This window comes from Hydrogenophaga sp. (genome assembly GCF_031426985.1).
GTDB lineage: Bacteria > Pseudomonadota > Gammaproteobacteria > Burkholderiales > Burkholderiaceae_C > Hydrogenophaga.
In genome coordinates this window covers 1-13,647 of record NZ_JASJOY010000041.1, presented here as the reverse complement: position 1 = coordinate 13,647, position 13,647 = coordinate 1, and the positions used below count along the sequence as shown (strand labels likewise).

Below are 13,647 nucleotides of genomic sequence, written 5' to 3'. Positions count from 1 at the left end.
ATCTTCAAGAAGGCCCAGGCTTCGATGTTCGAAATGACCAAGATGATCAACGAACACCTGAAGTGATCAGGCACGAGGCCCCGCGCTTCTGCGCCACGGTCCTCGACAAAAAAGCCGCTCTTTCGAGCGGCTTTTTTTTGGCCCGCCGCACCCGCGGCCTGCGCCCAACCCGTGAGACGTCTGCGCGCCGCCGCCGCAAGCGAGTGTGAGAAACTGCCACCCAGCACTTCACACCACCAGGCATGACCGTCCCCACGCCACAACGCCCCCCCCCTACCCCCGAGCAGCCGGCCGCTGCGCTGGTGGGGGTGCTGCCCCTGCAGCAGAACAAGGTGGTGCTGGTGATCGATCTGGTGGAGTCGGTGCGGTTGATGGCCGCCAACGAAGCCACCGTGGTGGGCCACTGGCACCGTTTCATGCAGCACGCCCAGTCGGTGGTGCTGCCGCAATGGCGGGGCCGGCTGGTCAAGAGCCTGGGCGACGGGCTGCTGGCCGAGTTCTCATCGGCGTCAGACGCGGTGCACGCCGCGCTGGCCTGCCACCGCTTCTTCGACCCGGTCAACACCACCCTGGCCGGCGATCACCAGCTGCACCTGCGCGCCGGCCTGAACGGCACCCACCTCTACGTGGACGCCAGCGACGTGTACGGCCACGGCGTGAACCTGGCCGCGCGGGTGGCCTCGCTGGCCGGCCCGGGCGAGACGATGGTCACGGCCAACATCCGCGACGGCATCGTCGACGGCGTCGACGGCGAGCTGGAGGACATGGGCGAGAGCTACCTCAAGCACTGGCCCGAGCCGGTGCGCACCTGGCGCGTGCGGCCGGCCGAGCGCCTTGGCGTGGTCCCATCCAAGGCGCCGTTGCCTCCCACCCAGGAAGACCTGCGCCCGACCATCGCCGTCATCCCGCTGGACTGCAGCACCGGCCTCGATGAACACCAGGTGATCGGCGAACTGATCGCCGACGGCGTGATCGCCCAGCTCTCGCGCAGCCGGCAGATGCGCGTGATCTCGCGCCTGTCCACCACCGCCTTTCGCGGGCGGGGTGCGCAGCTGAGCGAGATCCAGGCGCACCTGGGCTCGGGCTATGTGCTCAGTGGCAGCTACAGCGTGCTGGGCGACCGGGTGGTGGTCATGGCCGAGCTCAGCGACGCGCGCCGCAGCGACGTGGTCTGGGCCGACCGCGTGGTGGGCAGCATCGCCGACCTGCTGCAGGCCGACAGCCAGCTCATCCGCGAACTGACCGACAGCGCCAGCCAGGCCGTGATTGAAAACACCGTGCAGCGCGCCACCGTGCTGCCCTGTCCGCAGCTCGACAGCAACGCGCTGCTGCTGGGCGGCATCGCGCTGATGCACCGCTCCACCGCGCGCGACCTGGAGCGCAGCCGCGAGCTGCTCGAAGCGGTCACCGAACGCCACCGGCGTGTGGCCACCCCCTGGGCCTGGATGGCCAAGTGGCACGTCCTCAACATCATCCAGGGCCGCAGCGGCAACGCACCCAGCGAGTTCCGCCAGGCCATCGACATCGCCGACCGCGCGCTGGACCTGGAGCCGCACAGCTCGCTGGCGCTGGCCATCAAGGGCCATGTGCAGTGCCACCTGGGCACCCAGCTCGACGAGTCGCGCCAGCTGCTGCTGCAGGCCACCGACGCCAACCCCAACGACCACACAGCCTGGCTGTACGCCGGTTTCTGGTCGACCATGTGGGGCGACCCGGCCGACGCGGTCCGCGAATCCGAGCGGGCGCTGGCGCTGTCACCACTGGACCCGCAGCGCTTCTTCATCGAAATGCTGGTCGCGCACAGTTACCTTATGGCCAACGATCTGACCAAGACCATCGAGTTGTGTCAACGGTCGCTGCAGCGCAATCGCTATTACCTCGCCACGTTGCGAGTCCTGATGACCGCACAGTTTGAATCAGGGCAGGTGGAACAGGCCCGCGCGACCTTGAAGCAACTGCTCACCTTGCAGCCGGATCTGACCGTGGCGAAGTTTCTGGCCTACGGAAGCCAGAGTCCGATCCGGCAGCGCGCTGCCATGGCCATGACGGGTCTTGGTCTCGGTCACTGAACACCACTTTTATTGAAGGAGTCAGCAATGGGTACATGGGGCGGTATTGGTGGCATCGGTGGCATCGGTGGCATTGGGGGTATTGGTGGCATTGGAGGCATCGGTGGCATTGGGGGTATCGGCGGAATAGGCGGTATTGGGGGGATCGGAGGCGCCAGCGGCGCCAGCGCCGAAGCGCAGATGCTCAACCGCAACGCCATCGCCGGCCCCTTCGAGGGCGCGGTCATCACCCCGCCGGTGCCGGGTTTCAACGACCCGGCCAACCTCAAGCTCTGGTCCGAAGGCCCGCGCCTGGCGGCCTGCTTCAGCGAACTGGTGGAAGGCTTGCAGTTCAGCGCCCACAAGGGCAAGGCCGGCCTGCACCACGTGGCGCTGGGCAAAAAGGGTTACCAGCAGCACGACATGCTGAGCCTCACGGCGCCCGACCTGGACCTGCTCAAGGCCCAGGCCGAACTGGTCGCGGCCTACGCCGACCTGCGCGGCGACCGCGGCGCCGAAATCCTGTCGCAGATGGGGCTGCCCGTGCCGTTCTGGGCCGCCGTCATCGGCGCGCAGGACCACCGCCGCCCCAAGACCTACCAGCTCATGGCCCTGGCGTTTGCGCTGGCCAACCATGTGGAAATGCGCTTCAAGCAGATCTTTGCGGTGGTGCGGCCGGTGGAGCTGTCGCCGCAGATCCAGCCCATGATCCCCACGCCCGGACACGGCGCCTACCCCAGCGGTCACGCAACCGAAGCCTTCACCGTGGCCACGCTGCTCAACGCCCTGCTGCGCACCGCGCGCCCGGGCCCGGCACACGAAACCGGCCACGACGCGACCGACGTGCAGCTGCAACGGCAGGCCTACCGCATCGCCGTCAACCGCACGGTGGCGGGCGTGCACTACCCGGTGGACTCGGCCTGCGGCCGCGTGCTGGGCACCCTGCTGGGCGAGTTCATGGTGGGCCGCAGCGCGGGGCGCGCGTTCAAGGAACGCGAGTTCAAAGGCAGCCACTACAGCGGGCCGCGCGGCGCGGCGCGCGACTTCGACCTGCAGGACTCGATCGACAACGGTGACGCCGGCCAGCAGCTGGGCGCGGCCTTCACCCTGCCCACCGGCCCGCTGATGGCCTGGCTCTGGAACGAGGCCGTCAAGGAGTGGCAATGAGCCGCCGCCCCGCCGGGGGCTGGCAGGCGCTGCCACCGGGCCGCTTCACCGGCATCGCCTGGTCCGACCCGCAGGCCTACGCCCACAGCGACCCGTACCTGGCCTGGGCCGAAACCAGCGGTTTTGAGGGCTTTCGCTCCCCACTGGGAGCGCCCGCCGATCCCGAGTGGCTGCCGCTGCTGATCGAACTCGCGCCCGGCGTCGGCGTGGCCGACCTGGTGGCGCGCAGCACCCCCGACTGGCTGCAGGTGCCCCGGATCTATCTGCGCTGGAACGGCCTGCGTGTCTGCACCGCGCGCGCCAGGCGCGGCTTCTTCGATGCCCTGCAGGTCGGCGGTGCGCTGCAGGGCCTGGTGCAACGCTGCGAACTGGGCCTGCCGGTCGGCCACCACGCCCGCGGTCTGGCGCCGCAGGCCATCGCCCGCCCGGGGAGCGGCGCACCCCGCGCGCCCACCCAGGTGTCCGGCCCGGTGGTGGTGATCATCGACAACGGCATCGCGCTGGGGCACGCCGACTTTCTCGACGGCTCGCGCCGCCCACGGGTGGCGGCGTTCTGGCGCCAGGACTCGACCGAAGGCCCCCACGGCCGTGCCGCCGCCACGCGGCACGCGGTGCCGCTGGACCCGCGCCGTGCCGGCCCCACGCCGACCGACCTGGGCTATGGCCACGAACTCGACCAAGGCCGCATCGAAGCGGCCATGGCCCGCCACACCCGGCAGGGCCGGCTGGACGAAGACGGCCTGTACCGCTGGCTGCAGCTGTGGGGCCTGAACCACGCACAGCAGCACGGCACACACGTGGCCAGCCTGGCGGCCAGCCCGCGCATGCCGGTGCGCACCATCGGCCACGAAGACAGCCCGCCGGACTGGCGCGATGCCGACGACGCCGGCAGCCGCGCCCGACTGGTGGTGGCCCAGCTCGACTGGGCCAGTGCCGCCGACAGTTCCGGTGGTGCGCTCAACGTGAGCGTGCTCGACGCCCTGGCCTGGGCGCTGGCGCGTTGCGCGGACGGCGCCACCGTGGCCATCAACCTGAGCTGGGGTGCACTGGCCGGGGCCCACAACGGCTCGTCGCTGATCGAGTCGGCGCTGTCGCAGCTGGTGGCCGCCAGCGGCCTGAACGCGCAGCTGGTGGTGCCCGCCGGCAACGCCTACCAGGCGCAGACCCACGCCAACGAGCGGCTGGCCCCGGGCGAATCGGTCACGCTGCACTGGCGCGTGCAGCCTGACGACCACAGCCAGAGCTTTCTGGAGTGCTGGCTGCAGGACACGGCGCAACCCGAGGCCTTGGTGCAGGACGTGCAGATCACGCTGGCGCCCCCCGGGCAACCCGCCCTGCCCGCGCGGGGCGTGGGCGACGCCGGGGTCTGGCCATCGGCCAGCGCGCCGCAGTGTGCGCTGCTGTTCCCGCCCACCTCGGCGCTCGGCGCCCCGGGTGCCTGTGCCCTGCTGGCCGTGGCGCCCACCGCGCGCTGGTTCAAGGACACGGTGTGCAGCGCGCCCGGCGTCTGGCAGATCACCGTGACCAACCGCGGCGAGCGCACCGTGGTGCTGGACGCGTACATCGAGCGCGACGACGAAATCGCGGGGACCCAGACCGGCGCGCGGCAGTCCTATCTGCAGGACCGCCGTTACGACACCAGCGGCGGGCTGGGCAGCTTCATCGACCACCCGGACAACCCGACCCCGGTGCGCCGCAGCGGCACGTTCAACGACCTCGCCACGGGTGCCAACACGCTGTCGGTGGGCGGCATCCGCTACTTTGGCAGCTGCATGGACCCGATGGCACGGTACAGCCCGCGCAGCCCCGACCCGGACGCCGCCCGCCCCGAACGGGCCGGTGTGCAGAAAGTGCCCGACCGGTTCGCGGTGAGCGACGAACACGCCACGCTGTGGGGCGTGCGGGCCGCCGGCACGCGCAGCGCGGCGACGGTGCGCATGGTGGGCACCAGCATGGCCGCGCCGCAGGTGGCACGGCTGTGGCTGGACAGCGCCAGCTGACCGCGCGGGCAGCGCCTACCAGCGCGCCGGCAAGGTCTTGAGCAGGTGGAGCCGGCGATCGCGCACGGCGATGTAGCCGCCGGTTTCCAGGTCTTTGAGCAGGCGGCTGACCATTTCACGCGAGCAGGCCAGGTGCTGGGCCAGTTCCTGGTGGGTCATGCGCTCGCGCAGGGCGCGCTCGCCCTGGGCATCGGCCTCGCCCGCCAGCTGGTTGAGCAGGCGCACCAGGCGGCCGTACACGTCGATCAGCGCCACGCTGCGCGCGCTTTCGGTGGCCAGGCGGGCGCGGCGGATCAGGCGGCCCATGAGTTCAAGCGCGAATTCCGGGTGGTCGGCGATGTAGGTCAGCAGCGTGGCGCGCGAGACGACCGAACAGGTGCTGGCTTCGGTGGCCTCCACATTGGCCGACCGTGGCCCGCCGTCGAGCGACATTTCGCCCACGTATTCGAGCGGGCCGTAGGTGCCCAGGGTGAGTTCCTTGCCGCTGTCGTCGCCCAGGAAGGCGCGCAGCCGGCCCTGCAGCACGATGTACAGGGTGTCGCCGGTCTCACCCTCCTGGATCAGCAGGGCGCCGCGCCGGTAGCGGCGCGGCACGCCCATCGCGGCGAGCGCTTCGATGTGGGCGGTGGAAGAGAGGTCAGTGGGACGGTCGGCGTTGTAGGGCATCAAGGCGCATGGCTGGACTCAGGCCATGGCATTGTGCGACACCGGCGAAATGGCCCGCAAGGCCGACACCATGGGCGGCAGGCTGTTGATGCGCTGGAGCAGGTGGCGGATGCTGGTGCTGCCGGTCTTTTCGCGCAGCGCCTTGATCTGGCTGCGCACGGTGGACTGGGCCACGCCGTGCTCCTGGGCGATCTCGGGAATCGACAGGCCGCGGCACAGGGCCATCATCACCGCCTCTTCGCTGGGGCTGAGGTTCTGGGCCCGGGCGAACATGCGCACCGACACGTTTTCGCAGGCGCTCTGGCGCTGCAGCAGCACCAGCACGGTGGGGGCGTCGTTTTCCAGCGGGTGGGTCAGCGGCACGAAGGCCAGCGACAGGTGTTTGGTCTTGGCTTCGTCCTTGAGCAGCAGCAGGCGGCGCTGGCCCCGCAGGGACAGTTCCAGCGCCTGCTGGATCTGCTCGCTCAGGTCGGTGGTGATGCCCAGCAGCATGCCGCCCTGGCTCATGACCAGGCGCTGGCTGGCCAGCTCGTGGCGCGCCAGGTGGTTGGCGTGGCGCAGGCGGCCCTGGGCGTCGATCACCAACACGCCGTAGTCGATCTCGTCCATGACACGCATGAGCAGTGCCTGTTCGAGGCCCTGCGGAACAAGCCCCATGCCCGATGCCGGGGCGCTGGCTGAGCTCTTGGCGGGTGCGGTCCACATGGTGTTTCTCCTGTGCGTTGACGATGGGAGAACTGTAGGCAGCCGGGGCACGGCGTCCTAGCGCCGGGTTCCCCGCCATTTTGTGATCCATTCACCAAACAGGGCAAAAACCCGCCGGCGCGTGCGGAATGCCCGGGCGCTGTGGCACCGCGGGGCGCTCACCCGATCAGGCCTGTGCCTTGAGCCGGATGGCCGACAAGGTGCCGCGCGTGGTGATGACTTCTTCGCTCAGCGGCACCTCGATCAGGGTGCCGCCCGGCGCGGCCAGGGCGCGCAGCAGCGCGGCTTCAAAGTCTTCGGTGCGCTCCACCCGCTCGGCCGTGTAGCCGTAGGCGCGGGCCAGGGCGCAGAAGTCGGGGTTGCGCAGGTCCGAGCCGCTCACGCGTGCGGGGTACTCGCGCTCCTGGTGCATGCGGATGGTGCCGTAGCTGCCGTTGTTGAGCAGCAGCACGATGCTCTTGGCGCCGTGCTGCGCGGCCGTGGCCAGTTCCTGCCCGTTCATGAGGAAGTCGCCGTCGCCCGCGATGGTGAACGCCACCCGCCCGGTGAGGATGGCCGCGGCGATGCCGGCCGGCACGCCGTAGCCCATGGCGCCGTTGGTGGGGGCCAGCTGGGTCTTGTGGCCCTTGGCCAGACCGGTGTAGCGGTAGAAACGGTGCAGCCAGCTGGCGAAGTTGCCCGCGCCGTTGGTCAGCACCGCATCGGCCGGCAGGTGGCGCTGCAGGGTGTGGATGAGGGCAGGCATGTCGATGGCGCCGGGCAGCGTGATGCCCCCGTTGGCCACGTCCACGTTGGCTTCGTAGTCGGCGCGGCAGGCCTGCGTCCACTGGCCCCAGGCCACACCGGGCGGCGCGGTCAGCACTTCCAGCGATCGGGCCGCCGCGTTCATGGTGGAGTGGATCGCCAGCGTGGGCTGGTAGACGCGGCCCAGTTCTTCGGCGCTGGCGTGGATGTGCACCAGCTTCTGTTGCGGCACCGGCGCTTCGATCAGCGTGTAGCCGCCGGTGGTGGCCTCGCCCAGGCGCGGGCCGATCGCGATGATCAGGTCGCTCTCTTTCACGCGCGCAGCAAGCGCCGGGTTGATGCCCAGACCGATGTCGCCCGCGTAGTTCGGGTGGTGGTTGTCGAAACAGTCCTGGAAGCGGAAGGCGTTGGCCACCGGCAGTTGCCAGTTTTCGGCAAAGCGCTGCAGGGCGGCGGCGGACTGCGGCGTCCAGCCGCCGCCGCCGGCGATCACCAGCGGCGCTTGCGCCTGCAGCAGCAGCGCGCGCAAGTCGCGCAGCGCACCCGGGTCGCTCCAGGCCTGCACCGGCTCCACGCGCGGCAGAGGCCGGGCCTCGACGGTCTGGGTCAGCATGTCCTCGGGCAGCACCAGCACCACCGGGCCGGGCCGGCCGTTCAGGGCGGTGGCGAAGGCGCGCGCCACGTATTCGGGGATGCGGCGGGCGTCGTCGATGCGCTCTACCCGCTTGGCCATGCCGCGGGTGGACGGGCCGAAGAAGCTCAGGTAGTCCACCTCCTGAAAAGCCTCCCGGTCGCGCGCATCGCTGGCCACGTCGCCGACGAACAGCACCATGGGCGTTGAATCCTGGAACGCGGTGTGCAGGCCGATGGAAGCGTTGGTCGCCCCCGGCCCGCGGGTCACGAAACAGATGCCGGGGCGCCCGGTCAGCTTGCCCTGCGCCTCGGCCATGAAGGCGGCCCCGCCTTCCTGCCGGTTGATCACGAACCGGATGCGGTCGGCGTGCTGGTGGAAGCCGTCGAGCACCGCCAGGTAACTCTCACCCGGCACGCCAAAGGCGTGGGTGACGCCCTGGGCGATCAGGCATTCAACGAGCAGGTGGCCGGCGAGTTGTGAGGTCATGCGGGCATTGTGCCGCGCCATCACCCCAAGCGCGCCGCGCACCGCATGAGGCAGTCCGTCCGGAGACACCGCCGGGCCGGCTTTGCCGGACGGCTGGTGTCGCCCCCTTGAGAGGGTCGCGCGCAGCGCGGCGGGGGTGCCCGTCAGGCCGTCCGGCGGCCAACACCCACGGCCGCATAGACCGACACCAGCAACACCAGCGCCGCGCCGGCCAGCGTGGCAGCGAACCAGCCGCGGTCCATGAAGCTGCCGAAGACCAGGGGCGAGACGGCAAAGCCCACGTCCAGCCCCGAATACACCGTGCCGTAGACGCGCCCGGTGGCGCCCTTGGGCGTGGCTTTCTTGATCATCATGTCGCGGCTGGGGCCGCCCACGCCGACCGCAAAACCGGTGGCGGCCAGCGCCACCATGGTGCCGGTGGCGCCCAGCCAGCCGGTGGCGCACACCAGCAGCAGGACGGCCCCCGCGCTCATGGCCAGCGCCACCACGCGGTCGCTCTGCTTGGTGTAGGCCGCCACGAAGCCGCCCACCAGCATGCCGAAGGCACCGCACAGCATGTAGGCGCTGATGGTCAGGGTGGCCGCTTCCACGCTCACGCCGTGCACGGCCTTCAGGATGGACGGCGCAAAGCTCTGCACCACCGCCAGCGTCATGGTGGACAGCAGGAAGAACGAGAAACACCACCACACCACCGGCAGTTTGAGAAAGGCCGTGTCCGAGCCTTTGGGCGCATCGGCATGGCGCACATGCACCTGCGTGAGCAGCTTGTCGCGCTGCCAGAACAGCAGCGCCAGCACCCCCACGTACAACAGCGCAGCCGCGTGGTAGGCGGTGCGCCAGTCGGCCAGCGCGGTGATGCCGACCAGAAAGGCCGGCGCCAGCGCCCAGCCCAGGTTGCCGGTCAGGCCGTGCGCGCTGAAGGCATGGCCCAGGCGCGGCGCCGACACGCGCTGGTTGAGGATGGTGAAGTCCGCCGGGTGGAACGGTGCGTTGCCCAGGCCGGCGAGCACCGCCACCAGCACCAGGCCCGGGTAGCCGGTGGCCACGGACGCGGCCAGCGCCGCCAGCAGGAAGCAGCCGATGGCGGCAAACAGCACCGGCCGCGCACCGATGCGGTCCACCACGAAACCGGCCATGGCCTGGCCCGAGCCCGAGATGACGAAGAAGATGGTCATGAGCAGGCCGACATCGGAAAAGCTCAGGCCGAAGTCGCGCATGAAGACCGGGAACAGCGGCGCGAGCAGCAGGTGCGAGAAGTGCGACGTGCCGTGCGCCAGGCCAACCAGGCCGATGACGGCGGCGTCCTGCTGCAGGGGAATGGGGTTGGCGGGCGCGCTGGCGTCGAGGGTGGCGGTGTTCATCGGCGGCATGTTAGGCGCAGCAGCGTCTGGCGTTTTGCGATAAAAAGACAAGTCCTGTCGAATTTCCGCCAAAGCGCCCAGCACCCCATGAACACCCGCCGCCAGCGCCAGGCCGTCCCGGTCGGCGACACCGACGCCTACCAGCCCAGCCCCGACCGCCCGGTGCGCTGCCGCGCCCGCGCCATGGGGCACGACACGCAGTTCGAGCCGCACCACCACGCCTGGGGCCAGCTGGCCTACTGCGCCAGCGGCCTGCTGCAGGTGACGGTGGCGACCGGCGCCCACGCCGACGGCCCCGCGTGTGAGACCACCACCATCGTGCCGCCCTCGCGCGCGGTCTGGATCCCGCCGCTGGCGCGGCACGCGGTCACCATGCTCGAAGCCTCGCAGCTGCTCACGCTGTACGTGGACGCCTCGGTCGTCACCGGGGCCTGGCACGCCTCGCGCGTGCTGGTGGTCTCGCCGCTGCTGCGCGAACTTGTGCTGGCCATGGACCAGCCGCACCACGCCGGCCACACCGCCCAGCAGCAGGCCCTGGCCACCCTGGTCCTGGCCGAGATGGCGCATGCCCCCACCCAGCCCCTGGGCGTGCCCATGCCCGACCCGCAGCGCGGCGACCGGCGCCTGCGCGCGCTGTGCGAAGCGGTCATGAACGCCCCTGCCCTGCACGCCACCCTGGCCGAGTGGGCCCACCACAGCGGCGCCAGCGAACGCACGCTGGCGCGGCTGTTCCGCGACGAACTGGGCATGGGCTTCCAGCGCTGGCGCCAGCAGGTGGTGCTGGCGCACGCGCTGCCCATGCTGGCGCGCGGCACGCCGGTGGGTCAGGTGGCGGCGGCCAGCGGCTACGCCAGCGACAGCGCCTTCACCGCCATGTTCCGCGCGGCACTGGGCCAGCCGCCCACACGCTTCGGGCCGTCCACGGCACCCGCGGCCTGATCAGATCAGAGCAGGTCGAGCACGCGTTCCTTGGGCCGGCACAGCCGCGTGCCCTTGGGGCCGACGACGATGGGACGCTCCACCAGCACCGGGTGGGCCAGCAGGGCGTCCAGCAGTTGCGCGTCGCTCAGCGCCGGGTCGGCCAGGCCCAGTTCGGCGTACAGGTCGCCCTTGGTGCGCAACACGTCGCGCGGGCGCAGGCCCATGGCCTGCAGCAGGCCGCTCAACTGCTCGCGGGTGTAGGGGGTTTTCTGGTAGTCCACCACCACGGGCTCAATGCCAGCCTCGCGGATCAGCGCCAGCACGTTGCGCGAGGTGCCGCAAGCCGGGTTGTGGAAGATGGTGACGTTCTGTGCAGATGGTTTCATGGGCGTGCCTCCAGTTTGTGCGCGGCGAGAGGATAGCGCCCCCCGTCGGTGCGGCGTGCCCACCCATCGGGCACGGACCGCGGGCAATCTCGGTGTCACCGCCATGTCACACGCGGCCCGCATCTTGCTCTCTTCGCTGTCACGCGCGCAGGAAGGACACGAGACCATGGCCACCATCGAACGCATCGCCAAAACCCCCAAGGCCTGGGACGCCCTGTCGCGCCCCGACCTGATCGGCCGCCAGGCGCACACGCTGCTGCTGATGGCCAACGGCCGGCGCAGCGAAAAAGAACTCTCGCTGCTGCTGGGCGATGACGTGTCGGAACTGGCTTTCGGCCTGCGCCAGCAGGGTTACCTGCAGACCATGGCCATCCGGGTGCAGGACGACGAGGACGACGGCGCCGCGGCCTGATCCACGGTCCAGCGGCGTTCAGAGCCAGCGTTTGAGCAGGCCCATCACGCGGTCGAACCGCGCCCCGTAGGGCGGGTAGAACAGGCTGGACGCCGCCCAGCGCGACTGCACCAGCACCGGCTTTTGCTGCGTGAAGCGCAGGAAGCCGGTTTCGCCGTGGTAAGCGCCCCACCCGCTCTCGCCCACGCCGCCGAAGGGCAGGTTCTCGTGGGCGATGTGCAGCAGCGTGTCGTTGACCGTCACGCCGCCGCTGACCGTGCCGCGCAGCACGCGGTCGCGCGCGGCGGTGTCGCGGCCAAACCAGTACAGCGCCAGCGGGCGCGGCCCGGCGTTGATGGTGGCGATGGCGTCATCGGGTTTCGTGTAGCTGAGCACCGGCAGCACCGGGCCAAAAATTTCTTCGCGCATCAGGCGCGCGTCGGCCGCGGGCTGGAACACCAGCACCGGCGTCATCTGCCGCGCATGGCCCGAGCCGATGCGCGCCGCCACCTCGACCACGCGGGCCCCCTGGGCCTGCGCCTCGTCCACCAGAGCGAGCAGGCGCGCATGGTGCCGATCGGTCACGATGCTGGCGTAGTCGGGGTGGGCGGCGCCGGTCGGGAACAGCCGCGTCACGGCCGCGGCGAAGGCGCGTTCGAACTCGGCCTCGCGCCCTTGCGGCAGCAGCAGGTAGTCGGGCGCGATGCAGGTCTGGCCGGCGTTGAGCAGCTTGCCGTGGGCGATCTGGATCGCCACCGCGTCCAGATCGGCCGAAGCGTCGACGATGCAGGGCGACTTGCCGCCCAGCTCCAGCGTGGTGGGGGTCAGGTTGGCGGCGGCCGCGGCGGCCACCTGCCGGCCGACGGCCGTGGAGCCGGTGAAGAACAGGTGATCGAACGGCAGGCTGGCAAATTCGCGCGCCACGTCCGGCCCGCCCTGCGCCACGCACAACTCGTCGGCCGAAAACGCCTGGTGCAGCAGCGTGGCCAGCAGGCCCGAGCTGTGGGGGGTGAGTTCGCTGGGTTTGACCATCACCCGGTTGCCCGCGGCCAGCGCCGTGGCGGCCGGGCCCAGGGTGAGCTGCAACGGGTAGTTCCAGGGGCCGATGACGCCCACCACGCCCAGCGGCTGGCGCTGGATGTGGGCGCTGGCGGGCAGCAGGTACAACGGCGTGCGCACACGCCGCGTTTTCATCCAGGCGCCGGTGTGGCGTTCCAGGTCGCCCAGCAGGGACCGCAACACAAAGAAGTCCGCCACCTCGGTCAAGCGCGTTGAGCGCACGCCGAAGTCGGCCTGCACGGCCTCGGCCAGTGCCGCGCCGTGCGTGTCGATCAGCGCGCGGAGGCGGCGCAGCCGGTCCAGCCGCAGCGACAGGGGCACGTCGATCTGCGCGCGGCTGGCCTGGTACTGTGCGTCGAACAGCGCGCGCAACGGGAGGTCGGGGGGCGTCTGGGTCATCGGGCCATCATAGGAGCGCACCCCGCGCCGCGGTAGAGGGGGCGCCCCAGCGGGGCACCCCGTCCATCAGTCGTAGGCGATGGCGTCCGCGAACTCGAACACGCCCGGGTTGCGCACCGGGTCCACCCCCACCGGGATCACCGACTTGGGTGGGTACTTGCCTTCCAGCAGCAGCTTGGACAGCGGGTTCTCGATGCGCTGCTGGATCGCACGCTTGAGCGGCCGGGCGCCGAACACCGGGTCGAAACCGACCTTGGCCAGCTCCGACAGCGCGGCGGCCGACACGTCCAGGCGCAGGTCCATCTTCTGCAGACGGGCCTGCAGCGCCTTGAGCTGGATGCCGGCGATGGACGCGATGTGCTGCGCGTCCAGCGCATGGAACACCACCGTCTCGTCGATGCGGTTGAGAAACTCGGGCCGGAAGTGGTCCTTGAGTTCGCCCCACACGGCTTCCTTCACCTCGTCGTACGGCTGGCCGACCATGGCCTGGATCAGGTGCGAGCCGATGTTGCTGGTCATCACGATCACCGTGTTCTTGAAGTCCACGGTGCGGCCCTGGCCGTCGGTCAGGCGGCCGTCGTCCAGCACCTGCAGCAGCACGTTGAACACGTCCGGGTGGGCCTTCTCCACCTCGTCGAGCAGCAGCACGCTGTAGGGCTTGCGGCGCACCGCCTCGGTCA

12 protein-coding genes and 1 pseudogene are annotated in these 13,647 nt (G+C 70.4%); 6 read left to right on the top strand and 7 right to left on the bottom strand.

Annotated elements, in window-relative coordinates:
• The 4 genes from RMP09_RS05515 to RMP09_RS05500 form a co-directional block, all read left to right on the top strand.
• The coding region (locus tag RMP09_RS05515) for a hypothetical protein (protein ID WP_310565001.1) at positions 1-209 on the top strand (209 nt) is incomplete at its 5' end.
• A 33-nt stretch (positions 210-242) separates the two neighbouring features.
• Positions 243-2,069, top strand: coding sequence for an adenylate/guanylate cyclase domain-containing protein (locus RMP09_RS05510; RefSeq protein WP_310565000.1), 1,827 nt, complete (start codon positions 243-245; stop codon positions 2,067-2,069).
• 180 nt (positions 2,070-2,249) lie between these two features.
• Complete coding sequence (locus tag RMP09_RS05505) at positions 2,250-3,215, top strand: phosphatase PAP2 family protein (RefSeq protein WP_310564999.1); 966 nt, start codon at positions 2,250-2,252, stop codon at positions 3,213-3,215.
• Positions 3,212-5,215 (top strand): S8 family serine peptidase, encoded by a 2,004-nt coding sequence (locus tag RMP09_RS05500; protein WP_310564998.1) that lies wholly within the window; start codon positions 3,212-3,214, stop codon positions 5,213-5,215. The genes RMP09_RS05505 and RMP09_RS05500 overlap by 4 nt, the downstream gene beginning before the upstream one ends.
• 15 nt (positions 5,216-5,230) lie before the next feature.
• Here the strand turns inward: RMP09_RS05500 and RMP09_RS05495 are convergent, their stop codons facing one another.
• From RMP09_RS05495 to RMP09_RS05480, 4 genes are all read right to left on the bottom strand, one after another.
• Positions 5,231-5,881 carry a Crp/Fnr family transcriptional regulator gene (locus RMP09_RS05495; protein ID WP_310564997.1) on the bottom strand — a complete coding sequence of 217 codons (651 nt, stop codon included), beginning with the start codon at positions 5,879-5,881 and terminating at the stop codon, positions 5,231-5,233.
• A gap of 18 nt (positions 5,882-5,899) precedes the next feature.
• The gene (locus tag RMP09_RS05490) at positions 5,900-6,586 is read right to left on the bottom strand and encodes a LuxR C-terminal-related transcriptional regulator (protein ID WP_310564996.1); all 687 of its coding nucleotides are present in this window, start codon (positions 6,584-6,586) and stop codon (positions 5,900-5,902) included.
• Between the two features lie 166 nt (positions 6,587-6,752).
• Entirely contained in the window at positions 6,753-8,450 is a 1,698-nt protein-coding gene (locus tag RMP09_RS05485) for a thiamine pyrophosphate-binding protein (protein ID WP_310564995.1), read from the bottom strand.
• Positions 8,451-8,593: 143 nt separating this feature from the next.
• A complete protein-coding gene (locus RMP09_RS05480; protein ID WP_310564994.1) occupies positions 8,594-9,811 on the bottom strand; it encodes an MFS transporter in 1,218 nt (405 codons plus the stop codon).
• 87 nt (positions 9,812-9,898) lie between these two features.
• On the opposite strand from RMP09_RS05480, the gene RMP09_RS05475 reads away from it, so the two are divergent.
• On the top strand, positions 9,899-10,750 hold the full coding sequence (locus tag RMP09_RS05475) for a helix-turn-helix transcriptional regulator (protein WP_310564993.1): 852 nt from the start codon (positions 9,899-9,901) through the stop codon (positions 10,748-10,750).
• A gap of 8 nt (positions 10,751-10,758) precedes the next feature.
• Here the strand turns inward: RMP09_RS05475 and arsC are convergent.
• Positions 10,759-11,118, bottom strand: a pseudogene (gene arsC / locus RMP09_RS05470) (arsenate reductase (glutaredoxin)); the annotation flags it as partial.
• 166 nt (positions 11,119-11,284) lie between these two features.
• On the opposite strand from arsC, the gene RMP09_RS05465 reads away from it, so the two are divergent.
• Entirely contained in the window at positions 11,285-11,530 is a 246-nt protein-coding gene (locus RMP09_RS05465; RefSeq protein ID WP_310564992.1) for a hypothetical protein, read from the top strand.
• 18 nt (positions 11,531-11,548) lie between these two features.
• On the opposite strand, the gene RMP09_RS05460 is transcribed toward RMP09_RS05465, so the two are convergent.
• Both RMP09_RS05460 and RMP09_RS05455 read right to left on the bottom strand, forming a co-directional pair.
• Positions 11,549-12,967: an aldehyde dehydrogenase family protein gene (locus RMP09_RS05460; RefSeq protein ID WP_310564991.1), complete on the bottom strand. Its 1,419-nt coding sequence runs from the start codon at positions 12,965-12,967 to the stop codon at positions 11,549-11,551.
• 66 nt (positions 12,968-13,033) lie between these two features.
• A partial coding sequence (locus RMP09_RS05455) for an AAA family ATPase (protein ID WP_310564990.1) occupies positions 13,034-13,647 on the bottom strand: 614 nt, incomplete at its 5' end.